The following is a 26111-nucleotide window of genomic DNA, read 5'->3' as shown; positions in this document are numbered from 1 at the left end:
AGCGCCGCGCTATTCGTGGTGATTGAGGATGCGGAAGCCTTCCTTGCGGCACAGGTCGTCGCGCCGCGCGTCGGCAAGGTCCGCCGCCACCATCTCGTGGATCATATTCTCCAGCGTAATTTTTGGTTCCCAGCCGAGCTGGGTCTTGGCCTTGGTGGCGTCGCCCAGCAGGGTGTCCACCTCGGTGGGGCGGAAGTAGCGCGGGTCCACCGCCACGATGGTCTTGCCCGTCGCCGTATCCACGCCGTGCTCCTTTTCCCCCTCTCCCTTCCAGTCAATATCAATGCCAGCGCTTTTGGCGGCAAGGTCCACCACATGGCGCACCGTGTGCTGGACGCCCGTGGCGACCACGTAGTCATCCGGTGTGTCCTGCTGGAGCATCATCCACATCATGCGCACGTAGTCCTTGGCGTGCCCCCAGTCGCGCAGGGCCGAGAGATTGCCCAGATACAGGCAATCCTGCAGGCCAAGGCTGATGCGCGCCATGGCGCGGGTGATTTTGCGCGTCACAAAGGTTTCGCCGCGGATTGGGGACTCGTGGTTGAAGAGAATGCCGTTGCAGGCGTGCATGCCGTAGGCTTCGCGGTAGTTGATGGTAATCCAGTAGGCGTACAGCTTGGCCGCGCCGTAGGGGGAGCGCGGATAGAAGGGGGTGTCCTCGGTCTGCGGAATGTCCGCCACCTTGCCGAACATCTCCGACGTGGACGCCTGATAGAAGCGCGTCACGTCCGTAAGGCCGAGGATGCGGATGGCCTCCAAAAGGCGCAGTGCGCCAAGGCCAACGGAATCCGCGGTGTACTCCGGCGTTTCAAAGGATACGGCAACGTGGCTTTGCGCCGCAAGATTGTAGATTTCGTCCGGGCGTACGGCCTGAACAATGCGGATGAGGTTGGTGGAATCCGTCATGTCCCCGTAGTGCAGGACAAAGCGGCGGCCCGTTTCGTGCGGGTCCTGATACAGGTGGTCCACTCTGTCGGTATTGAACAGCGACGCGCGGCGCTTGATGCCGTGGACCTCGTACCCTTTCTTGAGCAGAAATTCGGCCAGATATGCGCCGTCCTGACCGGTGATGCCGGTGATGAGCGCCTTTTTCGTCATAACGGCTCCGTTGCTGCGGAAGTGGAAGCGCCTCTCCAGACGCTGGAGATGGTTCACGATTCTTCTTGTATACCGCAACTTGGGGGCTGTGTCTTCCCCTGTGGACAAGGAAGGGGGCGCGTCGGCCATGGGGCGGGGAATGAGCGCGGTACGGGGGCACGGGAGAGGGCTGCGTCTGGCGACGCCGCTCACAATGTGGCCAAACGGGGTTTAGTTGGGGACGAGGGGCGGGGCGGGAACAAGGCGGCCCTCGGCGCGCAGGGCGCGGACCAGGGTGTCCGCATCGTCGGCGATGTGGTGCGCGCCGCAGGCCAGGAAGCGGGCGCGGTCCGCCTGTCCGGTTAGCACGCCGGCGGTGGCGGTGCCGCTGTGGCGGCCGGTTTCAATGTCCAGCGGATGGTCGCCCACCATCAGGGCGTGCTGCGGGGCAATGCCAATGGCGCGCAGGGCCGCGCCCACGTGGTCCGGGTGCGGCTTCACATTGGCGATGTCGTCGCGGGAGAGGAAGACGTCCGCCGCGGCGTGGATATCCGGAAACAGCGTCAGCACGGCGTCGGTGCAGTTGCGGGTGATGACGGCGGTGGCGATGCCGTCCGCGCGCAGGGCCGCCAGCAGGGGGCGGGTGAAGGGAAACAGCGCCCCGCATTCTGCGGCGTGGATTTCCGCCGCACGGATGATGTCCGCCGCGCGCCTCTCAATGGCCGGGATGTGCCTGCGCGCATCGCCGGGGAGGGCGTCCTTCATGGCGCGCAGCCACTCCAGCGCCGGGGTGTCACCGGGCAGGGGCGCGTGCGGCAGATATTCGCGCACAAGGCCGTAGAGGGCCAGCTTCATCCCTGCGAAATCTATGGCCGTGTCCGCAAGGGTGCCGTCAAAGTCAAAAACAAGGGCGTGGAAGGGATGTGCGCGCATCTGGCGAGTATACGTGATGTGATTCTGAAAAGCGACTTGAGACGGAGCTGTGGATGTTTTATAAACAATACCAGTCAGATGGCGGAAAACAGGGAGAATGCGCCATGTCTTCTGTGTATGACGGCATTGTGTGCGGGGCTGGTCCGGCCGGGGCCGTTGCCGCACTGGAACTTGCCCGCGCCGGCGCGCGCGTGCTGCTGGTGGAGAAGCGCCGCCTGCCACGGCCCAAGCTGTGCGGCGGCCTGCTGACGTGGAAGGCCGTTCGCTTTTTGGCGGAGCACCTGGGCGTTGACGCCGAAACGCTGTGGCAGTGGGGCGCCTTTCGCGGCGAGGCGCGGCAGTACCGCGTGTATATGGGCGAGACGCTTCTCTCCGGCGGCGATATGCCCTTTGCCTTCAATTTTGTGCGGCGGGACGCCTTTGATGCGGGCCTTGCCGCCATGGCCCGCGATGCCGGGGCCGAGGTGCGCACCGGCGTACGCGTCACCGGATGCGATGCGCGTGGCGGCGAGGTGTACCTTGCCGGCGGCGAAACCCTCTCTGCCGCGTGCATCATCGGCGCGGACGGCGTCTCCAGTGTGGTGCGCCGCTCCCTCAATTGCGACCGCGCGGCGTGGCGACACAACCTTGGCGCCGGGCTGGAGCAGCTACTGCCCTACGGCCGTTTTGACCGTGCGGTGGACGCGCCGGAAGTGCACTTTGGGGCTGTGCATGCTGGGTATGGCTGGCTGTTCCCTGTTGCGGACGGGGTGCTGGCCGGGGTGTGCGGGCTGCGGCGGGCCAACAGCGGCGGGGAGTTCCGGCAGGGCTTTACGGATTACCTTACGCGGTGCGGGGTGCGCGGCGCGCAGGATGTGACGCCACGGGCGCATCCTTTGCCCTACGGCAATTTTCTCATGGAGCCTGCGCAGGGGCGCGCTGTGCTGGCAGGGGACGCCGCCGGGTTTGTGGAGACCATCTTTGGCGAGGGCATCTACTACGCCCTGTGCAGTGGGCGCTTTGCCGCGCGCGCCGTCCTTGAGGGCGCGGGGGAGCCGCAGGTGGTGGCCGCGGCCTACCAGCGCCGCTTGGAGCAGACCCTGTTTCCGGAGCTGCGCTACTCCCGGCGGCTGAGGCGGCTGGTGCATGCGGCCAGCTCCCTTGGCCGCACCATGGGCGGGGCGCTCATTGTCCACGCCCTTGGGGAGCAGCGGCTGGTGGAGACGGTGCACGGCTACCGCTCCTTCAAGTGGCTGCGGCGGCGCGAACCGGTGTAGAACGCAGAGATTGTGCGGGCATGAAAAAGCGCCCCTGCCGCGAGTGCGGCAGGGGCGCTGACATTGTGCGGGGGAGGCGGCGCTAGCGCTTCGCCAGTTCCTCGGCGGCGCGCTCCACGGAGGCCTTGAAGGCGTCGCGTTTGTCGCGCAGTTTTGCGGCAAGGTCTTCGTCGGTAAGGGCCAGAATCTGCGCCGCCATCCATGCGGCGTTGCGCGCTCCGGCCTTGTCGAGGGCCACGGTGCCCACCGGGAAGCCCGGAGGCATCTGCACGGTGGCCAGGAGGGCGTCCATGCCGCCGAGGGCGGATGCGGACACCGGAATGCCAAGAACCGGGCGGATGGTTTTGGCCGCAACGGCGCCGGCAAGATGCGCGGCCATGCCTGCGGCGCAGATAAAGACCTGACAGCCGCTGGCTTCCTCTTCTTCCACCAGCTTGGCGGTGCGTTCCGGTGTGCGGTGGGCCGAGGACACGGTAAAGGTGTAGTCAATGCCCAGCTCGTCCAGAATATCCGCGCAGGGGCGGACTTTTTCCTCGTCGGAGATGCTTCCCATAAAGATTGCTACGCGACTCATCTAGTCCCTCCTGAGTCCCTTGTCGCCGATGTCGCGGCGGAAATAACAGTTGTCAAAGTGGATGGCGTCCACGGCCTTGTAAGCGCGCTCCTTGGCGTCGGCGAGGTCGCTGCCAAGGGCGGTGACGCCCAGCACGCGGCCGCCAGCGGTGCGCACGGTGTCGCCGTCAAGGGTTGTCCCGGCCTGAAAGACCTTCACGCCGCTGATGGCGTCGGCCTCGTCAAGGCCGGTGATGGCCATGCCCTTGGGGTAGCTGGCAGGGTAGCCTTCGGCGGCCAGCACCACGCAGATGGCGGTTTCGGGCTTCCAGCGGATGTCCACGTCGGCAAGAGTGCCGTCAATGCAGGCCTGCATGATTTCGGCAAGGTCGCCATCAAGGCGCGAGAGCAGGGGTTGGCACTCTGGGTCGCCGAAGCGGACGTTGTATTCCAGCACCTTGGGGCCGTCCTCGGTGTACATGATGCCCGCGTACAGGATGCCCACAAAGGGCTGGTCCACGGTGCCCATGTGCCGGACAATGGGACGGATGACGAGGTCCGCCATCATCTCGTAGTCCTCGTGCGGGAGGATGGGGGCGGGGGAATAGGCGCCCATGCCGCCAGTGTTGGGGCCGGTGTCGCCTTCGCCAATGGCCTTGTGGTCCTGCGAGGAGGGCATGCAGACAACGGTGGTGCCGTCGCAGAAGGCGAGGAAGGAAGCTTCCTCACCCTTGAGGGCGTCCTCTATGACGATGCGCTCCCCGGCTTTGCCGAAGATTTGCTTGGCCATCATGTCGTTGACGGCTTCAAGGGCTTCGTCGCGCGTGGAGCACACCACCACGCCTTTGCCTGCGGCGAGGCCGTCGGCCTTGACCACGCAGGGCATGTCGCGCTCGGCCACGTGCACGCGCGCGGCTTCCACATCGTCAAAAACGCGGAAGTTTGCGGTGGGCACGCCTGTGTCGCGCATAACGCTTTTGGCGAAGGCTTTGGAGCCTTCCAACTGGGCGGCAAAGGCGCTGGGGCCAAAGCAGGGGATGCCGGACTGGGCCAGCGCTTCCTTAAGACCGAGGACGAGGGGGAGTTCGGGACCGATGACCACGAGGTCGATGGCGTTGTCCTTGGCAAAGGACGTCAGCCCAGGCAGGTCGTCATCCGAAATGGGGACGTTCTGGCCGAGGGCCGCAGTGCCGCCGTTGCCGGGGGCGATGTACAGCTGCGTGACCTTCGGGCTTTGCGAGAGCTTCCAGGCAAGCGCATGTTCACGCCCCCCGGAACCGACGATGAGTATCCGCACAATGTTCTCCTTTTGCTCGCTGCGGGTCAGATGCGACCGGCAGGCCAACCATTCGGGTGCAACAATATCCTCGGGGTGGGGCACGTGCCCTGCCGCATAAGGCGCACGCGGCGCATGCGGCATAACCACTGCCGTGCAGTGTCGCGCGTTACGTAGCCTACCTTGCCGCTGTTGGCAAATGCAGAATGCGCCGTCTGCGCGGGCATTGTGCATGGTCTGCGGCGTGTTGCCGCCGGTGCATCATGCCTTGCGCGCGCCAAACGCAGCGTAATACGCCACCGGAACCACCAGCAGTGTAAACGCCGTGGAGGCAAACAGCCCCGTGATAAGCGCCCACGCCAGCCCGGAGAAGATGGGGTCCAGCGTGATGGGCCACGCGCCAAGGGCCGTGGTGGCCGCTGTGAGCACAATGGGCCGCAGGCGCACCGCGCCGCTGGCGAGGATGGCGTCGCGCATGGCCAGCCCCTGCCGCCGCGCGTCCTCAATGAACTCAATGAGCACAAGGGAGTTGCGGATAACAATGCCGCCAAGGGCAATCATCCCAATCATGGACGTGGCCGTGAAGAAGATGGGATTGGGCAGCGCCCCCACATCCGGGGCAAAGAACACGTTCAGCAGCCAAAAGCCGGGCATGATGCCGATAATGGTCAGCGGCACGGCGGTCATGATGAGGCCGGGCATGGCAAAGGAGCGCGTCTGAATCACCAACAGGACGAAAATGCCAAGGAGCGCCGCGCCAAAGGCGATGCCAAGGTCGCGGAAGACGCTGAGGGTGATTTCCCATTCGCCCTCGCCCGCCCAGTTGGCGCTGATGCCCGGAGGCAGGGGCGAGGATTCCTGCGCGCTCATAAGGTCCAGCACCGCCGTGCCCGGTGGGCGTCCGGCCATTTCGCCGTACACGTACACCACGCGCTGGAGGTCCTTGTGGTGGATGGGCTGGTCCGCGGGCAGGGTGAGAAACTCACCAAGCTCGCCCAGCTCGACGGTTTTGCCCGGCGCATCGCTGGCGGCCACGGGCACCTGCGCCAGCGCGGCCAGCGACGAACGCTGGGGGCGCGGTAGGCGCAGGACCACAGGCAGGGGCTGGCGCTCGCCGGACAGGTGCAAGGTGGCCGGGGATTCACCGGATAGAGCCATGCGCAGGGCGCAGGCGACATCCTCGGCGCTGACGCCGTGCAGGGCGGCCTTTTCGCGGTCCAGACGGAAGTCCAGCACGTCGCGTTCGGCCTCGGCGGAGGTGTCGATGTCCGTCACCAGCGGTTCGTCCCGCATCAGGTCCGTGATGTGCTGTGCGCCGCGGATGAGCTGCCCGTAGGATTTTTGCGGGGTGCCGGTGATTTCCGCCACCAGCGTAGACAACACGGGCGGTCCGGGCGGCACTTCCACAATTTTCAGGTCCGCGCCCACCTTGCGGGCGATGCGTTCAAGGTCCGGGCGCAGGCGCAGGACAATGGCGTGGCTTTGGGCCTGCCGCCGGGATTTGTCCGCCAATTGCACGCGTATGTCCGCAAGGTTTGGGGCCTGCCGCACAAAGTAGTGGCGCACCATGCCGTTGAAGTCCATGGGCGAGGCCGTGCCGGAATAGGTGGTAAAGCTCTCCACCTCGTTCACGGTGCGCAAGTAGTCGGTAAAGGACAACAGCGCGCGGTCCGTGGCCTCCATGGGCGTGCCTTCGGGCATGTCGATAACGAGTTGGAACTCGTTTTTGTTGTCAAAGGGCAGCATTTTGAGGGGCACCAGCCGGAAGGCCGCCAGCGCGCAGGATAGAACAAGCAGTGCGCCAATGCCCAGCCACAGCGCGCCGCGCTTGCCGCGCGAGTCCAAAAACGGCGACACCACGGCGGTGTAGCCGCGCCTGAGCCACGGCGGCACGCCTGCGTCCGGCGCGGCGTTTTCCGGGTCGTCGCCTTTGTCCGCACCGGCCTTGTGGCGCAGCAGCAGGTAGGACAGCCACGGCACCACCGTCAGCGCCGCAAGGGTGGAGAAGATGACCGTCAGCGGCACGTTGGCGGCCATGGGCGCCATATACGGTCCCATCATGCCCGTGATGAAGAACATGGGCGTAAAGGACACGATGATGGCAAGGGTGGACATGAGCACCGGCGGCAGCACTTCGCCCACGGCAAAGAGCGTGGCGCGGCGCGGGTCCAGCCGCCCAAGGCGGATATGGCGCTGGATGTTGTCCACGTTGGTGATGGGGTCGTCCACCACAAGGCCCAGCGACAGGATGAGGGCAAACAGGGTCACGCGGTTGATGGTGTAGCCCAGCAGGTGGTTTACGAACAGCGCCAGCGCGAAGCTGACGGGCACGGCAAGGGCGACCACCGCGGCCTCGCGCCGCCCGAGGGTGAAGGTCAACAGAGCCACCACCGTGACAATGGCCAGCCCCAGCGAGGTCAGCAGGTTGTTGACCTTGTCCTGCGCGGTGCGCCCATAGTCGCGGGTGACCTCCCACGAGACGCCAGCGGGCAGCACGTCCCGCGCCAGGTCCGCCATGCGGCGGTGGACGTCGCGCGCCACGGTGACGGCGTTGGTGCCCTGCTTTTTGGCGACGGCAAGGGTGACGCTGGGGGAGCGTTGTCCGCGCTGGGCATCCGGGATGGCGCGTTCTTGTTCCGCGCGCACGGAAAAGCCGATGTGCGTAGCGGTTTCGGCCTCAGCCGGGCCGTCGATGACGGTGGCGACGTCGTGCAGGGCCACGGGAATGTCGTTAAAGACGCCGACCACAACGTCGCCGACCTCGCGCGCGGAGGTGAGGAAGGCGTCGGTGCGGACGGTCAGGCTGGTATTGGCGCGGTTGATGGTCCCTGCGGTGGCGGCGGTGTCCGCCCCGCCAAGGGCCGTGCGGACTGCGCCGGGAGAAATGCCAAAGCCCGCCATGCGCTGCGGGTCCAGCTCCACGCGCACCTCGCGCGGGCGTCCGCCCGTGATGGTCACGCGGGACACATCGTCAATTTCCGCCAGCCGGGCGTGGAGTTCCTCGGCCATGCGGCGGAGTTGGTGGTCGGAGTAGCGGTCTGAGTACAGGGCGATGGTGACGATGGGAACGTCGTCAATCTCCACGGGTTTCACCAGCCAGCCCGTGACGATGGCCGGGACAAGGTCGCGGTTCATCAGGATGGCGTTGTGCAGCTTGATGAGAGACTTTTCGCGGTCCTCCCCTACGTGGAAGCGGACGGTGGCCATGGCGGAGTCCCGCCGGGATGTGGAGTAGACATGCTCCACGCCGTCTATCTGCCACAGCAGGCGCTCCAGGGGCGTGGTGACCAGTTTTTCCACCTCTTCGGCGCTGGCTCCGGGGGCCTGTACGTGCACGTCGGCCATGGGGACGACGATTTGCGGCTCCTCTTCACGCGGGGTGATGAGCACGGCGGCGGTGCCAAGGGCAAAGGCCGCAATGACAAGCAGGATGGAGAGCCGTGTCTCCAGAAACGTGTCCACAATGGCGGCGATAATACCGCGCGGTGCGTCCTGCGGCTTGGGAACGGGTGACTCAGGAGCCATTGCCGCCTCCGGGCAGGGCCACTTCGTCGCCGTCGCGTAGGCCGGAGAGAATCTCGACCTTGTCGCCGTGGTCGCCACCGGTCTTCACATAGATGGAATGCCACGCCTCGCCGTCGCGGATGGTGAGGGCCTCCAGCTGGCCCACGCGCGTTATGGCCGCGCGGGGCACAAGGATGACCGTGCGCGAGCCGGACGGCACCAGCAGGCGGCCAAACATGCCGGGATACAGCCCCGTAACGGGCGGCAGGCTCACCTTGACGAGAAAGGTGCGCGTGGTGGGGTCGGCGGCGGGGACGACTTCCTCCACAATGCCGTCCACTTCGGCATCAAGGGGGGCGAGGGCCACGCGCATGGTGCGGCCAACGCGCACCGCGCCGATGAGGCTTTCGCGGACGTGGGCTTCCAGCCGCAGGGCGCCGGCGGTGTTGCCCGCGCTTTGCAGGATGAACAGCGGCTTGCCCGGCACGGCAAGGTCGCCGGGTTCGGCCATGCGCCGCGCCACTTCGGCGGCCTCGGGCGCGCGGACCACGGTGTATTCCAGAGCGATTTCCACTTCCTCAAGGCGCTGCTGCGCGCTTTTGACCTTGGCGCGGGCGGCGGCAAGGCCGTCGCGGGCCTGCGCAAGGCGGGCCTCGGTCTGCAAAAAGTCGGCTTCGGCGGCCTCCAGCTCGTGCGAGGAGATGGCCTTTTCCGCATAAAGTTGCTTGGAGCGGCGGTACTGCGATTGTGCGCGGGAGAATGCGGCCTGGCTTTCATTGATGGCTTGGCGCGACTGCTCGCGCGCGGACATGGCGGACGCCAGCGCCTGCTTGGCCTGCTCCATGCGGGCGACGTATTCCCTGTCATCAAGCTCCGCCAGCACGGTGCCGCGCTCCACCAAATCGCCCGCCGTGGCCTTCATGGACCGGATGCGGCCTGTGACCTGCGCTTCGATGCGTGTTTCCGTGCGGGGGCGGACAGTCCCCACGGCTTCGTAGGTTTCGTCTATGGTGCGTTGCTCGGCGGTGGCTGTGTGCTTCGGCGGGGTGACCGTGACGGGAGAGGTCCCGTGCCCCGGTGAGATGTCATCCGAGCAGGCAGAAAGAAGGCACAGCCCCAAAAGGACGGTGACTAGGGACAGAAGGTGTGATGAAGGCCGCATGACGTCTCCTCGTGATGCTTGGGCGTGCCCGCTTTGGGGCGGCGGATTCGTCTTAGCATGTTGCCCGAATGAGGGAAAAGGTCAAGAATTCCGGCGCGTGGGCTGGCTGCGCCGGGGCCGGATGCGCAGAGGTGCGGCAGCCGGGCGTTTTCGCACGGTGGCGTCCATAAGGGCAAGGCTGGCCGCCGTGGTGACGGCAAGCCACCAACTGGAGTGCAGGGCGGCGAGGATAAGGCTGCCCAGCAGTGCGCCCACAAAGGCGCACAGCGCCCCGCGCTGATGTGTGATGCGGTGGTGCTTGGGGGCATTGCTCATTGTTGCGCCTTCTTGCTGCGGCGCAGGATGGCCATAAGCGGGCAGGTGTCCGTAAAGGCCGACTGGAGCAGATTCACCCCCACAAAGGCGGTGAGCAGGAGCCACCACCGGCTGTGGGCAAGGCTGAGGGCCAGTGTGGCAAGAATCATGAATCCGGCTGCGCCGCGTGTTGTGCGTTCGATGTGCATCGGTTCCTCCTGTGTCGTGTATTCCAAAGCGGCATTGCGCCGCGTTGGATAAAAGGCTCCCTCGTGTGGGGGCGCGCTGTGAGGTGGGCGGGCGTTTTGCCGCCTCTGCCGCGTCATTCTTGGGTGCATGACGTCGAGCGTGCAGGCTGGGCACCGCACTGCGCAGGCCCTCCTAACGCGAGGGCGCGCAGACAACCGTCCACCTCGGGACAGACTTCGGCGGTGAGTTTACACCATCGGCGCGGCGAGTGGAAGGCGTTAGAAGGTTTCTGCCGCAAACCCTTCGCGCAGCAGGCGTACGCCAAGGAAAGCGGCCAGCTTTTCGCCGATGGGCGGCGCTTCGCGCACGGAGGTGTGAAAGTGCAGGATGGTACGCCTCTCTCCGGCTATTTCAATAAAGATGAGGTGCCATGTGATGTGGTCCTCGTGCACCACGGCGCGGATGGCGGACAGGGGGCAGGTGGCTTGGCGGCCGGTATGCAAGGGGATAAAGCGCCGGATGATGTGGAAGGTGTCGGCGCGCTTGTCGCAAATGATGATGGTTTGGGTGAAGCCCTTGTACAGGCAGAACAAACTGGCGATGCAGGTCATGAAGAGGCCGATTTGCAGGCGCCCGTCCGTTGCGGCCTCGCCCAGCTGGGTTGCGCCGAACACGGTCACCAGACCAAAGAAGACGCCACACAGCAGCAGCCACATGGGCCGCTCGACGATGGTCAGCACATCGCCGTCACGGGTGATGGTGACGGGCGGTAGGGGCGGCATGGGGGGCTGGTACATGGGACCTCCTCGGTTGCGGTTGGGCCGCGGGGGCGCGCAGGGAATGCGGGCGCGCCACCACGCTCCGGAAGGCGGCAGGAGCGCAGCGGGAGGACGTGCGGCAAAGGGCGGCAGGAGGCGCGGCGCAGCGCCGCAGCACTCGGCTAAGGCGATGCGTGGCGGAAGGCGGGACGAACAGGGCGTCGGCGACACGGTGTGATGTAGGAGAAGAGCAGGACGCAGTGCGTCCGGGCGCAAGGAGTCTGCGCGGGAGGACGCAGCGCCGCCGGGGTGCGGTCCCCCAGCTTCGCGTGGCGGTGGGCAGATGGCGCGGGCATACGCCGCAGGTCTGCCGGGGCAGGGCGCGCTGGCGGGGCGACGGGGTGGACTGCATGCGCTTCTCCGGGTTGAGGGACATGGCGCGGACCGCGTGAAGGCGGTTCTTCGTCATTTCCCTTGTACTACTCCCGCGCGGGGCGTGCAACCCGGTGCGTCAGCGCTGCGTGCTCCTCTGGGGCGGAATTATTGACGAAGGCGCGGATCAAAGATGTCGCGCAGGGATTCGCCAAGCAGGTTGTAGCCCAGCACGGTGATGAGAATCGCCACCCCTGGGAAGAAGGACAGCCACGGTGCAACGGTGAGCAGCACCTTGCCATCCATGAGAATATTGCCCCAGCTCGGCATGGGCGGCTGCACGCCAAGGCCAAGGAACGACAGCGACGATTCCACAAGGATGGCCCCGGCCACGCCAAGGGTGGCGGAGACCAGTACCGGCGCGATGGCGTTGGGCAGAATGTGGCTGAAGATGATGCGGGTGGGTCCAGCCCCGGCGATTTGTGCGGCAAGGACAAAGTCCCGCCGCCGCAGGGCAAGGGTTTCCGCGCGCACCAGACGCGCCACGCCCATCCACGACGTCAGGCCAATAACCACCATAATGTTCACCAGACTCGGTTCCAAAAAGGCGATAACCGCAAGGATGAGAAAGAAGGACGGAAAGCACAGCATCACGTCTACGCCGCGCATGATGATTTCGTCGGTGATGCCGCCAAAATATCCGGCCACCAGCCCGAGGACGAGGCCGATGGCAACGGACAGCCCGACGGCCACAAAGCCCACCCACAGCGACACACGCGCGCCGTACAGCATGCGCGAGAGCACGTCGCGGCCAAGGGAATCCGTGCCCAGCGGGTGCAGCAGGCTTGGCGGCTCAAGGATATGGGCAAGGTCCAGCGAGGTGGGGTCGTACGGCGCAATCCACGGCGCGAAAATGGCCACAAGGGACATGCCCCCCACGATGAGAAGGCCCGTCACCAGCATGCCGTAGCGGCCCCAGAAGCGGCGGGAGAACAGGATGGAACGTATCATCGTCCGGACCTCCCGGCGCGGATGCGCGGGTCCGCCAGCCCGTAGGCCATGTCCGCAATAAGGTTGCCCGCCAGCGTCAGCATAGCGCCAAGAACGAGGTTGCCCATGATGAGCGGATAGTCGCGGGCCATGACGCCTTGGTAGAACAGTTGGCCAAGTCCGGGCAGGGCAAAGATGGATTCAATGATGACGCTGCCGCCGATAAGAGCCGGGACGGACAGGCCAAGGATGGTGATAACGGGCAGCAGGGCGTTGCGCAGGGCGTGCTTGAAGATGACGGTCCGAAGCGGCACGCCCTTGGCGCGGGCGGTGAGGATATAGTCCTGCCGCAGGACCTCCAGCATGCTGGAGCGCATAAACCGCGACATTCCGGCAAGGCTGCCAAAGGTGTAGATGAAGATGGGCAGGGCCAGATGCCGCGCGATGTCCCACAGCTTTCCGAAGAAGGACAGCTGATTGTACTCCATGGATGTCAGGCCCGATATGGGCAGGATGGCCCAGTGGATGCCCAGCAGATACATCAGCAAAAGCGCCAGCCAAAAGCCCGGAATGGCAAAGCCGATGAAGACGAACACCGTACTGGCCTTGTCGAACCAGCCGCCCTGCCACCACGCCGAGGCCACGCCGATGGGCACGGTGATGCACAGCGTGAGGATGAGGGACGCGACGTTCATGCCGAAGGTCAGCGGCAGGCGCTCTTTGATTTTATCCCACACGGGGCGGTGGTCGCCGCTCATGGATTGGCCGAAGTCCAGCCGCACAAGGCGCGAGAGCCAGCTCACGTATTGCACGTGCAGGGGCTTGTCCAGCCCGTAGAGGGCCTCCAGCCGGGCGCGGGCTTCGGCGGATGCCTCGGGGTTGAGGGTGGTTTGCAGGTCCGTCGGCGAACCGGGCGCCAGATGGATGACGGAAAAGCTGATGACCGTGATGCCAAGGAACACCACGAGCACCCACAGGCCCTTGATGAGGAGTTTTTGTAAAAGTGGCGGCATATCACCTTTCTAGGGCAAGACGGTTTGTGAATCAACGGGGTAAGTCGTCGCTGTCTTCATCCTGAGGTGGCGCGGCGGCGGTTTCGCCGCGTGTGGTGGCCTTTTTGCTCCGGCGGGCATCAAGGGCAAGGCGCAGGCGCGCCGCGGGCAGGTTGCAGCGCAGGGCGGCGGCGATGTCCTGCGCGCTGTCTCCTTGTGCCGCGCGCTCACGCATGGTCTGCATGACGTCGTCCGGCCATGGGGCGGGCGCGCCGGTTTGGGAGCAATCCAGCAGGCGCACGCGCGCCGCCAGTTGCGAGGGCGGACGGCGGTGCAGGGCGGCGAGCTTTTGCATGGGCATGCCGCCGTGGAGCTTGGCGATGAGGTGCAGGTCCTCGCGGATGGTCCATGGCGCTTTGGAGCGGTCCGACTGGTGTTGCGGGGTGACCGGCGCCATGCGCTCAAGGGGCGTAATGTGCAGGAAGTTCTTGGACGCGATGCGCGAGTCCAGCACCACCACGCGCCCGGCGTCGTCCTCGCGCCGGACAAGGCGGCCAACGCCCTGACGGAATTTGATATACGCGTCGTAGTTGCAGCGCGCCCAGTACGCGCCATCCGGCATGGAGCGCCGCCGCGCCAGTTGCAGGGGCGCGGATACGCTGGGGAAGGGCAGGCGCGTGATGATGACCTGCGTCAGCGTGTCGCCGGGAAAGTCCACCCCGTGCCAGAAGGTCTCCACGCCAAAGAGGACGGATTCCTTCACGGCGCGGAATTCATCGCACAGGGCCGAGGCAGGCTCGCCGCGCTGCTGAAAGAGCAGGGGAAATTCGCTGTCCCACGAGGCTTCAAGGCGCTCGCGCACCCAGTCGAGATCCTCATAGCTGGCAAAGAGCACAAGGGTTGCGCCTTTGTTTTCCTCGATGAGGCGGGGAATCTGGCGCAGGACGGCGTCGCGCCACTGCTCCTTGTTGCGGTAGCCGCCGTCTGCGGCGTCCGCGGGCATGGCGAGGGTGGAGTCCGGCGTAAAGGGCGGGTCGAGAATGGTGGACAGGGTAGGCTTTTCATTCTCCCCGTCGGGGATGAGCGGCTTTGTGATGCCCATGGCCGCGTTGAAGGGCGCAAAGTCCTGCCCCAGTGTGATGGTGGCGGAGGTGAAGACCACGGCGTCCTTGGGCGCGAGGATGGCCTTGCGGACAAGCCCGCCCACGTTGACGCTGCCTGTGGTGAGCACCCAGTTGCGGGCGTAGACCTGCACGGAGGCAAAGGAGCCTTCCTCGCGCACCACGTCGCGCTCCATCTGCTCCAGACTGGTGACGCAGTCCATGAGCAGGAGCCGTACCGAGCGCAGGCGCGAGCGCGTGCCGGCGCGCATGGGGAGCACCGTCTTTTCCGTGATGTTAAAGAGCGCCATGCCGTCCATCAGGTGCTCAAGGGCCTTGCGCAGGCCGATGAGGTCGTTCACCAGCTCGCCGCCGGTAAAGGCTGGTGAGGCGTTGACCACTTCCACCGCGCCGTTGGCGCTTTTGGGCTCCATTTTCAGGAAGCGCTCGCGCAGGTCGTCGATGCGCAGGGTGGCGTCTGTGGCGGCGTCCATCATTTCGGCGGCGCGCTCTTTGGGACGCTGGCTCAGGCCGGGGATGCGCAAAAGCCCCGCGCAGCGCTGGTGCACAAAGCGCAGGTAGCCGAAGAGTTCCGATGAGGAGAGTTCCGGGCTGAACGCCGTGCGGACGGCGTTTTCAAAGTGGTTCGCCTCGTCAATGATGCAGTTGGTGAAGCGTCCGCCAAGGGTGCCGTCGTGGTCCATCACCGAGAGCTTGTTGTGGTTGGTGATTACCAGCTGGGCGTGGCGCGCCTCGGCAGTGACCACCTGCGCGGGGCAGCGCGTGTGCTTGGCCGAACAGCCGGACTTGGCCGAAACCTCGCTCATGAGCAGCGAGAGCATGCGGTCCTCGTCCAGATGCTGGCGCACGGTGCGGCTGACGTCGTCGCAGTCCGCCTCGCGGTGGCGGTAGCAGATGTTGGCAAGGTACAGCCACGCCAGCAGTTCCGTCCCGGTCATCTGCGGGTGGAGCACATCGTCCAGCTTTTGGGCGCAGACGTAATTGCTCTTGCCCTTCACCAGCGCCACCGGGATGTCCTCATAGTGCCCGAAGAGTTCCACGCAGGATTCCACCTCGCGGGCGTAGACTTGGTCCTGCAGGCTTTTGGTGTAGGTGGCGATGGCGATGCGGCGGGCGGGGTTGCGGCGCAGAAATTCCATGCTGGGCAGCAGGTAGCCAAGGGTCTTGCCTGTGCCGGTTCCGGCCTCCACCGTGGCGACGGTGCCGGTGTTCAGCGCGTGCGCCACGCACTGGGCAAACTCTACCTGCGGCTCACGCACCCGGTAGCCGGGACGGCGCGCGGCGAGTTCTTCAAACAGTTCGCGGATGTCGTCCTCGGGGACGGGCTCAAGGGGCGGGGTCTGTTCGTCCTCGTCGCCGGGGATGGCGCGGGCCTGCTCCAAAAAGCGCATCCAGTCGCCCGTATCCTCGCCTGCCGCCGGGGTGATGAGGGTGGTGAAGCGCTGGGGATAGGTGCGCAGCAGGTCGGTCACGCAGCGCCCGAACAGCGTGCCGGATTTGTCCAGATAATAGCGCAGGGCGCGGGCGGCGGGAAAAGCTGAGTCCGCAAGCATGGTCCCCAGCAGGTGCTTTGTGAAGGCGAGGGCGGTCTGCGCGCCCTCGGTGGCCGTGTGGCTGACCTTGGTGCGCGGCGTGTCCTCCACGGCATCCCACATCTGCTTAAAGCTGGCGATGTGCAGCCACGGCGCAAAGAAATCCGCCAGAAACCCAATGTCCACCACGCGCAGGTCGGGCAGCAGGTCCGCCACGTCATAGGTCGCCCCCTGTGGGGCAAAGACCATGGCAAGGGTGCAGCCATCAAGGAATGCGGCCAGCTGCTCACAGACCACGGCCGCTTCCGGCGCGCCGTCCAGCATGCCCTGCGACAGGCGCGAGGCCACCCAATCCCGGGCGCGGTTGCCCGAAACGCGGATGTGCGAGGCATAGGTAGATTGCCGCCCGTCCTCGGACAGCCGAATGGCCGCCACACTGTAGGGATGCATGGAACCGTCCGGACGGCGGCTGGTGTGGGCGTAGACAAAGGCGATGTCGTGGATGTCGCCGTCAAAGGGTGCGAGCATGGCGTTTGGTGGCTTGAGGTTCACAGGCGAGTGGCGACGTGCGCGCCAGTGTGGAGATAGCAGACTCCGGCCCCGGGGGAAACCTTTAGCGCCCCACCGCCCCCATCCGCCGCGCGGCTGAAAAATTTCAAAAAAGCTGCATTTTCCCTTTGACAAGCGCGGTGAGATGAGGCAAATCACAAATCGCCGTGGGGCTGTAGCTCAGTTGGGAGAGCGCTTGAATGGCATTCAAGAGGTCAGGAGTTCAATTCTCCTCAGCTCCACCAGATACGATACCACAGGGTTCCAAGTGAAAACTTGGGACCCTTTTTTTGTGGTTTTTTGGGGGTGACGGTGGAGATGTTTGCAAGCTGGCCCTAAGAAAGGGGACTTTACACATGGGCGGCTACTTTGAAGGCAGTTTAGTCGATGCTAGCTGTAGCAAATGCAAGGATGCAGTCAATGCTGCGGGAACGCTGTGTAAGGAAAAAGTATTTAAACACCATCGGAAAATCGAACTTGAGATTGGTGCCTACAACGCAATCGGCCAAATGATGGATGCCTTTTGGGGGCTGCCGAGGAACTCCACAAATCTTCCGGTGAGCTTCGCTCCTTCAAATCGGAACGGGTGTTGGATCTTCTTGGGGTCAAGCAGCCCCAGACATTAGCCGATAGTAGCTTACGGGTGGAGGTCTTTCCAATTGCGACATCTCCATCTCAACTTGGCTCAGGACCCTAGGTCCCACTTTTCCCTATTGAACCGGCGCTGTTTGCTCAAGGATTCGTGCGACATGCAGCAGTTCTTGCTTGGAAACAGAGCGTCTGCCGTTCTGCCCACGTCGGTTGTTGATGGCGGTGAACTCCGGCGGATTGTCAATCAAAGATTCGACCAGTTCCAGAGGTGTCATTTCTTGGCCGTCGCGCTGCCAAACAAGTTCGGGGGCCAGTTGCAGCAAGCGTTCGACAGCATGTGTGTTGCCAGACCAGCTCGCGGTGTGCAGGGGGGATCGTCCATCACTGGTGCAAATCGTGAGGGAACATGGATGATCCAACAAAACATCCACACAGCTATTCACCTGCGACTTGACCGCTGAGTGCAGGGCAGTCATGCCATGCCAGTCTTGGATATCTGGATCGGCACCGGCCTTTAGCATAGTCAGAACCAATTCGGTATCCCCATCCTCCGCCGCCAACATCAAGGGGGTTTGCCCTTTGAGATCGCGGATATTCAGCTGCTTCGGAACCATCTCGGCCAGTTGCTTGATAAACTGTCGCCAATGCTCCAACATGGTTTCAATCCGCTGCAGGTCAGCCGACAATTCGGGAGGAGTTATTTGTTGCAACCACGGCAGCCTTTCTTGGAAACCTGTACGCATTTTCATCAACAACATTAACACCGAGTTCTCTTCGACGTCAGGAAGATTTGATTTCAAATATTGCCGATTAGCCTTGATCCACTCTTTCCCGCCGACTTGGTCACCGTCTGAAAACAACTCAATCAGACTATCAATCATTTTTTGGAAAATTATCAAAGACCGAGGTCTTTCTGCCGGAACACCAGGATATGTTTTATAGAGGGAGCCCCAGAAGTAATTAAAAACCCTGCGCGCTACTTCCTCGATGGGAGGAGTCTGCTCGTTGTCTTCCAGAACTCCACCAGCAATCATCTCTTTGTAATATTTTTCATGGTTGTTGACGATCAGCTTCTGATTCGCCAATTCTACCGCAAAACAATCCTGGGCCACTTCTCCGTGCAATGGCCCGTAATTACGCTCCTGCGCCGCCTCTAGAGCCTCCTTGAACAACTTTCCGGCACCGATGAAGTCGTTGCAGGCCAGCAGGTGCTTGGCCTTGTACTGCAAGAGGGCTGCCCGCCAAAGGTCATACCCTTCATTGGACTCGGCTTCATCGAGTAAAGCCTGAACCTTGGTCCGAGTGTCTTTCGACCAATTTTTGCGTTCACCGTTTAGGTAGCTACTCAGTTCAATAAGGATGGCCGGGATTGTTTCTGCAGGCGTTTCGGCCAGCTCGCGCAACCGCTGAATGGCAGCGGCTTTTGCACGAGAACTGAGGCTCGGATTACGAGCTACTTGGCTGATTACCCAGTAGCGGTCCTCGTCTTGCAAAGCCCGCCAGGGAGAAGACTTCCTCATACGTTCGATCAGGCGCAAAAGGCTTTCGTTTTCATCGAGAGCCGCTTTAACTTGATCAATATTTCTCATTACGACCGACGCCATCGACAATTCATCATATTCAAAGAGATCCTCAAGCTCGTCCCCATCCTGTGTTTCGTAGAAACGGCGAGTAAGGAGTTGCGCGACCTCCAGATTTGCAGTGTCGTGGCATGAAGGCAGGATGGAAAGAAACAGACCGAGCTTGTGCCAATCAGGGAGTTGCGCTTCGAACCAAGCATTCTCGGCGTCTAAGCCCTGATCTCGGCGATTGCGCCACGCGTCTACGGTCAGATTGTAAATCAGCTTATACATGTTGAACAACTGCAGCAGCTTGTTTTCCCGAGGGTCCGCACACTGTCGACCCACGCCGGGGCAAAGGAATTTGAGCATGCGCACGTAGCCGTCCTGCACCATGCGTGCAAGCAGCAGGCGTTGACGTATGGTATGATTGGAAGGGGCCGCATATCTTTCGGTCAGACATTCGACAAACTTCATCTGTACATCTTCATCGACATTGCCGTCGAGAATGGCCTCAAGGCAGCCAGGCTGGGTTATCGGGATTTCCATACGCAACATGTCGGCAGTCAGCCCTTTGCGCTTCACAAAAGCTAAAGCACTGGAAAACTGCTCGGCAGGGGTACTATTCTCGTTGGGCAAGAAAACGCCCTTGAAATCTAGAACTGCGTCGTCGGAAAAATATTTGTTAATGGTTCCCAGTTGGAGCGTGGTCGACTTACGCCAGTTGTACAGAGAACGGCGCAGCCCATCCTCTTCTCCATAAGTCGAATCACTGTATTTATCAGCTAATTTTTCCAGCGGTATTCCCAGTAAATCCAAAAGCCAATCCACCACCTGAGCGACGGGTAAATGCAAGCTCGGTTGGGCATCCAATTCACACGGCTCGGGGAGATACCAGAACCGTCCCCCCGGCATGCCTTTGTCCAGAACCTCTTCAAGGCTCCAAAAGGCCACGTGGCGTGCCAACCCAGGCACAAAAAAGTAGCCCAATATCATCCAGAGCACCTGGCGCTGGTCGGCATTGAAGGTCCATGTGTTCAACCTGACGATTTTATAGGCATTGGCAAACTCCACAAAATTTCCAAAGGCGCTTTCCCTCGCCTGCTCATCCATATCTAGCGCATCGAAAATGCTACGCATTATTTCAAAGGTCATGGCCTTATGTGCCGCCAGGCTGTCTTGTGCGGCAGCAAACTTAAGCTTCCTTTTTGTATGATACGGCTTACCACCGAGACTTTGATGTATTTTCAGCATAATAGCTTCAGGTAAAGGCAGGGTGCTCATTGTTTTCCTCCAATGTTGTTAACGATGAGTCTGTTCTGACAAAAAGTATTGAACCGAGCACTGAAATACTTCGTCCCCTCCCCCTCGCTCTTGTGGACTGAGAGAAATGGGGAGGGGAGGACGCCATTCTTCATAGTCAAGAAATCGAACTCATGACAGGAGATGCGGACCAAACCAAAAGGAGTCCGCATCATGCATAACCTCACCTCTCTGGTGCTCAACTGGCACCTCACCGAAACATGCAACTACCGTTGTCGATATTGTTACGCCACATGGGAAGCATCGACCCGCCATCGTGAGCTGATTCGCGATCCTGAGCACACGGCCGCATTGTTGCGAGAACTATATCGATTCTTTGGCCCGGACAACAGGCTTAATCCATTGACAAAGCGCCTTAGCTGGAACGCTGTTCGCCTGAATCTGGCCGGAGGTGAGCCCACGCTACACCCTGGAATACTCCTGTCCGTTGCCAACCAAGCCCGCGGTCAAGGCTTCGAGGTCTCGCTTATAAGCAACGGTAGCCTTCTGAATGCTGCACTGATGAAGCATATTGCGCCACTGCTAAACTGGCTGGGGATCAGCATTGATTCGGCCATCGTTGCAACCAATGTCGAGATTGGCCGGGTGGATCGCTGCGGACGATTGATTGACCTTGACGAATTGGGTCGCAGCCTGGAAATGGCTCGACAGTCCAATCCCGGATTGCGCATTAAACTCAATACAGTGGTCAACCGACTCAACCACGCCGAAGACCTTAGTTCACTAATCCGATACCTGTCCCCGGAAAAATGGAAAGCTCTTCGAATGCTACCGGTGGTGAACGAACACCTAACCGTCACAGACGAGCAGTTCGCTACTTTCATTGCGCGCCATAAATCCTTTGCCGGCATTCTCCGCGCCGAGAATCATCAGGATATGCAGGAGTCTTACATAATGATCGATCCTAGCGGGCGATTCTTTCAAAACAGTCCAATAGCGGGACAGGGGTACGCATACAGTCAGCCGATTCTTGAAGTGGGTGCTGATGCTGCTTTTGCTCAAGTACATTTTGCCTATGAACGTTTTTCCTCGCGCTATGCTCTTGATGTAGGGGGGGAGGCGGTATGAAATATTGCTCCAACAAAGATCTTAACCAATTGATCCGTCGCCTCGTTTGTCAAGGCTGGCATTTTAGTCACGGGAGCAGGCACGGTCGCCTGAGCCACCCTTGCGGCCGACCGACGTTGACCGTCCCGAAAACACCTGGAGACCATCGTAGCTTTTACAATTTTCGTCGAGATTTGCGGAAGGCCCTTCATAGACGTCAAGCAAACTATACCGATGACCATGAGTGCACTCAGCTTGCGAAATGAGGGGCTCTCTTAAAATGAGATAATACAGCCTGTGACCTATGGTTGGCACGTCTTCCCATAATGTCAGACGTGTTTTTGTGTCTGCTATGTGTCCGCTTTTTCCATATGGTCCTACAAGTTGAACGTCTTCAAAATGGCATTCAAGAGGTCAGGAGTTCAATTCTCCTCAGCTCCACCAGATACGATACCACAGGGTTCCAAGTGAAAACTTGGGACCCTTTTTTTGTGGTTTTTTGGGGAGGGGATGTTTGCAACAGGGGTAATTTCACTATATTTGCAAGCCTGTATTGACGGGTGGTTGAAGCACTATTTTAACTGTAGCCGAGGATGATGTTGAGTTCGGAGGAGCGAGATGAAGATGTTGCGACGGATGGAAGATACTTTTAGGTTGAGTGACAAGGATGAAGAAGAGCTTCGTGAAGATTTAGAAAAACTTCGAGAGGAATATAGAGTAAAGGCGGAAGATTTTGTGGCGTCATTCGCAACGCTCTCTATTATGTACGTCGTTGTGAAAGAATTTTTGATTACAAAGTTTATGAAAGATTTTGGATTGAATGATGCCACATTGAAGTTTTTAGATTCCTCAGAAGTTCAAATTGATGCATTAAGTATGATGCCTATGATCGTGCTCATTTCTCTTGTAGGCGGTGTTGTCGCTGTTATATTTTATGAAGGACTGCGGTGCGCTGTTAAAAAACGAAGGCTTTCTATATGTATGAGATCTATTCTATGTGTTTTATTATCTGTTTTGTTAGTTAAGACGATTTGTAAGTGGTTAGAAGCAGATAGTATGGATGGCATATTTTCCAGTTGCCTTTGTGCTTTCCTTGTTACATTTCTTTTGTCAGTAAAAGGGAGTATTCTTATACGATATACCTTAGCATCATCATGCATAATGTTCTGTTTTGCAGTATTTCTAGTCAGTGGGGGAGACGGAAACCGCGAATGGTCTGAGCAAAAACGCATTGATCGACAGAGTGGGATGGTTGAAATTCATCAAGGTGAAAATGTTTTTGAAGCTAGAATATTAGCCTATCAAAAGGATGTAATTTATCTTGAGCAAAATGGACGAGAGATTGTTGTCCCTCTTGGATCTATACAGAAAATAGACTGTGGAATTCGGGAGTGAGTCCCGCCCCCTCTCACCCCCTCCTTTACTGCGATAACGTCTCAATCACCGCATCAGTCACGCTTTGAAGCAGCGGGGATGGGGGTTGGTTGCGGTGGAGGACTTGCATGAAGCGTCGGGAGAAGGTGACGTCTTTGAGGGGGACGGTGAAGAACTCCCCATGGCGCAGCTCCGTATCCACAACAAGTGGCGAGATGCAGACGAGGGTGTCTGGGTTGTGGAGGACGGTTTTGATGGCTTCGTTGTTGCTCAGTTCCAAAAAGATATTGGGCGAAAGGCCCCGTTGCATCACCTGCTGAAGGAACGTTTCCCGCGTTCCTGACCCTTCTTGGCGAATCAGCCAGTTTTTCTGCATCAGTTCTTCAATGGCGTAGGGGCCTGCGGCGGCGAGGGGTTCGTCTGCCGTCACCACCACAAGGTTCTCCTCGCGCAGGACCGTTGTGCGCACGCGGGGCGTGTGGACGGCGCCCTCCACAAAGCCCATGTCCACTTCGCCGCTTTCCACGCGTCGCAGCACCTCCTGTGTGCTGGCGGACTCGAACGAGATGTTCACCAGCTCGTGGCGCTTTTTGAAGTCGTAGAGAATCTGCGGCAGGGCGTAGTCCGCGAGGGTGGTGGACGCCCCGAGGCGGAGATCGCCCACCATGGCGTCCGACATGACAAGGTGGATGCTGTCGTCAAGGCGGCGGTAGAGCGGCGCAAGGCGCGAGGCAAGCAGGCGGCCCTTTTCATTGAGGCGCAGGCCGCGCCCCACGCGGTCGAAGAGCGGCGTGCCCAGTTCGGATTCCAGCCCGCGCAGGGAGCTGGAGACTCCCGCCTGCGAGATGAATAGGCGCGAGGCCACGTCGCGCATGTTGGGCGTGCGGGCAAGGGCGAGGAAAATTTCAATGTAGCGGAGTTTCATGCTGGATTGATAACTTTTGGTTATCAAAAGCTCAAGTGTTTCCCGTTTGTGATGCCGGGCGATGATGGGTAATACCCCGTCAGCACGAAATCACTGAGGGAGAACACAGCATGACTCAGACCATCGCACGAGCGATTCCTTCAACAAAAGTTATCAACGGCGTCCTGTTTGTGGCGCTTTTTGCCTCCGCGGCGTCGCAGATATCCTCCTTGCCCGTGGTGCGCGGCATCGGCATCAGCCCGCTGATTATCGGCATCGTTATGGGCATGATGTACGGCAGCACCCTGCGCCATCACCTGCCCGAGCAGTGGGTGCCCGGCATTCTCTTTTCCTCCGGCAACCTGCTGCGTACCGCCGTGGTGTTGTACGGCTTCCGCCTGACGGTGCAGGATTTGGCCTCCGTCGGCATGTCCGGCATCCTTGCGGACGTCATCATCGTGGGGTGTACGTTTGTGGGCGGCACGCTGCTAGGGACCAAGGTCTTTGGCCTGCCGCGACGCCTTGCCATGCTGACGGCGGCGGGAAGCTCCGTGTGTGGCGCGGCGGCTGTGCTGGGGACGGAACCTGTGGTCCGCGCCAAGCCGTACGAAAGCAGCATCGCCGTGGGAACCGTTGTGGTCTTTGGCACTGTGGCGATGCTCCTCTATCCCCTGCTGCACAAGAGCGGCCTGCTGGGCCTGACCGATCCGCAATACGGCGTCTGGGTCGGCTCCACCATGCACGAGGTGGCGCATGCCGTGGCCGCAGGCAATGCCATTTCGCCGGAAGCGGGCAACGTTGCCGTCATCGTGAAGATGCTGCGTGTGGTGCTGCTGGCTCCGCTGCTGCTGGGCCTTGGCCTGTTCCTGTCGCGCTTCCCCGACCGCGACGCAGACGACGATGCGGGCGAGGCGCGCAAGAAGTCCTTCCCGTGGTTTGCTCTCTTGTTCATCGTGTGCATCTGCATCAATTCCCTTGGCATTATTCCCCCCGCGGCGGTGAAGTTTATCAACGCGCTGGATATCTTCTTCCTGACCATGGCCATGTGCGCCCTTGGCATGGAAACAAGCCTCGACAAGGTGCGGGTGGTCGGCCCGAAGCCCTTTATGCTGGCGGGCATCCTTGCCGTGTGGCTGATGGTTGGCGGGTACTGGGTCACGCGGTTGGTGTCCGGGTTGGCGTAGCCTGCCCCCTGTCGCGCAATGTGCGCCGCGTGGCGCTCGAAAAGGCCTCAAGCCACTGGCTTGGGGCCTTTTCGTTTAGGAAAGCTCCTCCCGTTCCCTCGCAAGGGCTGTGAGCTGGGTGAGCAGGACCGGGATGGGCAAAATGCCAAGGAGCTTGCCGTCCTGAAGGATAATGGCGGCCTCGCACAGGGATGCTCCGGTGCGGTCGGTCATGCGCTGGGCGGCTTGGGTGAGGGGCGCGCCCGCGTCAAGGATGACCGGGGCGCTGGGCGCCAGGGTGGAGACCGGGCGATCCAGAAGCAGCGCCTTGTCCTGCTCCGCGCACAGGGCGGCGTCCAGTCCCGCGCGGGACAAAACGCCTACGGGGCCGGTGTCTGCGGCGAGCACCACCGTGCCATAGGGCGGTGCGTCGGCCAGCAGTTCCAGCGCGTCGCGCACGGGGGCGTCCGGCGGCAGTGTTGTGGCGGGCTGGACATAGCCGCGCACTGCGTGGGCGGAGTCCTCCACGGCGTCAGCAGGTCCGACGACCTGATAGGTCTGGATGGGGTGGGGGATGCCCTTCACGGTGATGGGCGGCTTGGGAATGCAGTGGATGTCGTCCTTCACCAGCGACCATGTTTCGTGGGAAATGAGAATCTGGTCCGGCAGGGCGTTTTGCTCAAGGCGCGCGGCCACATTCACCTGCCCGCCAATGATGGTGTAGTCCATGCGCTCGCGCGAGCCAAAGTTGCCCACCGTGCAAAAGCCCGTATTGATGCCCATGCGCACCTGAAAGGGGGTCTCCACGCCGTGTTCAAACCACTCCCGTTGCAGCTCCTCCAGCGCGCCGCGCATCTCAAGGGCCATGTTCAGGCAGGCTCGGGCGTCCTCGGCCACGCCCTTGGACACGGGGTCGCCAAAGAAGATGAGAATGGCGTCGCCGATGAATTTGTCGATGGTGCCGCCGTGGGCCATGGCGATGGCGGACATGCGGTCAAGGTAGCTGTTGAGAAGGACGGTCATGTCCTCCGGTTCCAGCCGCTCCGTGGTGGCGGTAAAGTCCACGATGTCCGAAAGGAAAATGGTCAGCTTTTTACGCCCGCCGCCGATCTGCACGTCCTGCTTGCCGGAGAAGATGGACTCGTACACCTGCGGGGAAAGGTATTTGCCCAGCTTGGCCGACAGCATTGTCAGGCGGTCCGTCTGCTCCTTGAGGGCCAGCGTGGACGCCACACGCCGCAGCACCACGGGCGGGCTGATGGGTTTGGTGATGAAGTCCACCGCCCCCAGCTCAAAGCCGCGGATTTCGTCCTCCATCTGCGTTTTGGCGGTGATGAAGATGACCGGGATGCCCTCGGTCTTGGGGTCGGCCTTCAGGCGTTGGCACACCTCCCAGCCGTCCATGTCCGGCATCATGACGTCAAGGAGCACAAGGTCGGGGACCTCGGCCTCGGCCACCTCCAGCGCGGAGGCGCCATCAAGAGCGACAAGGACCTCGTACCGCTCGCCCAATATCTCCATCAGGATGTCGATGTTGGTGTCGGTGTCGTCCACGACGAGGATGTTGGCGCGGGCGTCGTCGGTCATCATGGT

At 61.6% G+C, this 26111-nt stretch carries 19 protein-coding genes and 1 tRNA gene; 5 read left to right on the top strand and 15 right to left on the bottom strand.

Features of this window, described 5'->3' with window-relative positions; genetic code table 11:
• Positions 1 to 9: 9 nt before the first annotated feature.
• A complete protein-coding gene (gene gmd, locus ACI3L3_RS03545; RefSeq protein ID WP_404844113.1) occupies positions 10 to 1098 on the bottom strand; it encodes a GDP-mannose 4,6-dehydratase in 1089 nt (362 codons plus the stop codon).
• Between the two features lie 210 nt (positions 1099 to 1308).
• Positions 1309 to 2010 (bottom strand): HAD family hydrolase, encoded by a 702-nt coding sequence (locus tag ACI3L3_RS03540; RefSeq protein WP_404843715.1) that lies wholly within the window; start codon positions 2008 to 2010, stop codon positions 1309 to 1311.
• 104 nt (positions 2011 to 2114) lie between these two features.
• Between ACI3L3_RS03540 and ACI3L3_RS03535 the strand changes: the two genes are divergently transcribed.
• The gene (locus ACI3L3_RS03535; RefSeq protein WP_404843714.1) at positions 2115 to 3266 is read left to right on the top strand and encodes an NAD(P)/FAD-dependent oxidoreductase; all 1152 of its coding nucleotides are present in this window, start codon (positions 2115 to 2117) and stop codon (positions 3264 to 3266) included.
• Positions 3267 to 3348: 82 nt separating this feature from the next.
• Here the strand turns inward: ACI3L3_RS03535 and purE are convergent, their stop codons facing one another.
• The 10 genes from purE to ACI3L3_RS03485 all read right to left on the bottom strand — a co-directional run bounded on the left by purE (position 3349) and on the right by ACI3L3_RS03485 (position 16536).
• Complete coding sequence (gene purE / locus ACI3L3_RS03530; protein WP_404843713.1) at positions 3349 to 3840, bottom strand: 5-(carboxyamino)imidazole ribonucleotide mutase; 492 nt, start codon at positions 3838 to 3840, stop codon at positions 3349 to 3351.
• Positions 3841 to 5115 (bottom strand): phosphoribosylamine--glycine ligase, encoded by a 1275-nt coding sequence (gene purD / locus ACI3L3_RS03525; protein WP_404843712.1) that lies wholly within the window; start codon positions 5113 to 5115, stop codon positions 3841 to 3843.
• A gap of 240 nt (positions 5116 to 5355) precedes the next feature.
• Entirely contained in the window at positions 5356 to 8619 is a 3264-nt protein-coding gene (locus ACI3L3_RS03520) for an efflux RND transporter permease subunit (RefSeq protein ID WP_404843711.1), read from the bottom strand.
• Positions 8609 to 9760 (bottom strand): efflux RND transporter periplasmic adaptor subunit, encoded by a 1152-nt coding sequence (locus ACI3L3_RS03515; RefSeq protein WP_404843710.1) that lies wholly within the window; start codon positions 9758 to 9760, stop codon positions 8609 to 8611. The genes ACI3L3_RS03520 and ACI3L3_RS03515 overlap by 11 nt, the downstream gene beginning before the upstream one ends.
• Positions 9761 to 9841: 81 nt before the next feature.
• Entirely contained in the window at positions 9842 to 10075 is a 234-nt protein-coding gene (locus tag ACI3L3_RS03510; protein ID WP_404843709.1) for a hypothetical protein, read from the bottom strand.
• A complete protein-coding gene (locus tag ACI3L3_RS03505) occupies positions 10072 to 10263 on the bottom strand; it encodes a DUF2892 domain-containing protein (RefSeq protein ID WP_404843708.1) in 192 nt (63 codons plus the stop codon). The genes ACI3L3_RS03510 and ACI3L3_RS03505 overlap by 4 nt, the downstream gene beginning before the upstream one ends.
• Positions 10264 to 10521: 258 nt before the next feature.
• Complete coding sequence (locus ACI3L3_RS03500; protein ID WP_404843707.1) at positions 10522 to 11040, bottom strand: hypothetical protein; 519 nt, start codon at positions 11038 to 11040, stop codon at positions 10522 to 10524.
• A 501-nt stretch (positions 11041 to 11541) separates the two neighbouring features.
• The gene (locus tag ACI3L3_RS03495) at positions 11542 to 12384 is read right to left on the bottom strand and encodes an ABC transporter permease (protein ID WP_404843706.1); all 843 of its coding nucleotides are present in this window, start codon (positions 12382 to 12384) and stop codon (positions 11542 to 11544) included.
• The gene (locus tag ACI3L3_RS03490) at positions 12381 to 13376 is read right to left on the bottom strand and encodes an ABC transporter permease (RefSeq protein WP_404843705.1); all 996 of its coding nucleotides are present in this window, start codon (positions 13374 to 13376) and stop codon (positions 12381 to 12383) included. The genes ACI3L3_RS03495 and ACI3L3_RS03490 overlap by 4 nt, the downstream gene beginning before the upstream one ends.
• A 31-nt stretch (positions 13377 to 13407) precedes the next feature.
• On the bottom strand, positions 13408 to 16536 hold the full coding sequence (locus ACI3L3_RS03485; protein WP_404843704.1) for an ATP-dependent DNA helicase: 3129 nt from the start codon (positions 16534 to 16536) through the stop codon (positions 13408 to 13410).
• Between the two features lie 190 nt (positions 16537 to 16726).
• On the opposite strand from ACI3L3_RS03485, the gene ACI3L3_RS03480 reads away from it, so the two are divergent.
• A tRNA-Ala gene (locus tag ACI3L3_RS03480) sits at positions 16727 to 16802 on the top strand.
• Positions 16803 to 17267: 465 nt separating this feature from the next.
• Here the strand turns inward: ACI3L3_RS03480 and ACI3L3_RS03475 are convergent.
• On the bottom strand, positions 17268 to 19991 hold the full coding sequence (locus ACI3L3_RS03475; protein WP_404843703.1) for an ankyrin repeat domain-containing protein: 2724 nt from the start codon (positions 19989 to 19991) through the stop codon (positions 17268 to 17270).
• A gap of 192 nt (positions 19992 to 20183) precedes the next feature.
• Between ACI3L3_RS03475 and ACI3L3_RS03470 the strand changes: the two genes are divergently transcribed.
• The gene (locus ACI3L3_RS03470; protein ID WP_404843702.1) at positions 20184 to 21098 is read left to right on the top strand and encodes a viperin family antiviral radical SAM protein; all 915 of its coding nucleotides are present in this window, start codon (positions 20184 to 20186) and stop codon (positions 21096 to 21098) included.
• A 597-nt stretch (positions 21099 to 21695) separates the two neighbouring features.
• Positions 21696 to 22472: a hypothetical protein gene (locus tag ACI3L3_RS03465; protein ID WP_404843701.1), complete on the top strand. Its 777-nt coding sequence runs from the start codon at positions 21696 to 21698 to the stop codon at positions 22470 to 22472.
• Positions 22473 to 22497: 25 nt separating this feature from the next.
• On the opposite strand, the gene ACI3L3_RS03460 is transcribed toward ACI3L3_RS03465, so the two are convergent.
• Positions 22498 to 23376, bottom strand: a complete 879-nt coding sequence (locus tag ACI3L3_RS03460) for a LysR family transcriptional regulator (protein WP_404843700.1) — start codon at positions 23374 to 23376, stop codon at positions 22498 to 22500.
• Between the two features lie 110 nt (positions 23377 to 23486).
• Here ACI3L3_RS03460 and ACI3L3_RS03455 point away from each other — a divergent pair, with 110 nt between their 5' ends.
• Positions 23487 to 24539 (top strand): YeiH family protein, encoded by a 1053-nt coding sequence (locus ACI3L3_RS03455; protein ID WP_404843699.1) that lies wholly within the window; start codon positions 23487 to 23489, stop codon positions 24537 to 24539.
• Positions 24540 to 24614: 75 nt separating this feature from the next.
• Here the strand turns inward: ACI3L3_RS03455 and ACI3L3_RS03450 are convergent, their stop codons facing one another.
• On the bottom strand, positions 24615 to 26108 hold the full coding sequence (locus ACI3L3_RS03450) for an adenylate/guanylate cyclase domain-containing protein (protein WP_404843698.1): 1494 nt from the start codon (positions 26106 to 26108) through the stop codon (positions 24615 to 24617).
• Between the last annotated feature and the right edge of the window lie 3 nt (positions 26109 to 26111).

The organism is Desulfobaculum sp. SPO524 (genome assembly GCF_044987625.1).
GTDB lineage: Bacteria > Desulfobacterota > Desulfovibrionia > Desulfovibrionales > Desulfovibrionaceae > Desulfobaculum.
The sequence above is the reverse complement of the archived record's forward strand: the minus strand, read 5'-3'. Positions and strand labels throughout refer to the sequence as shown.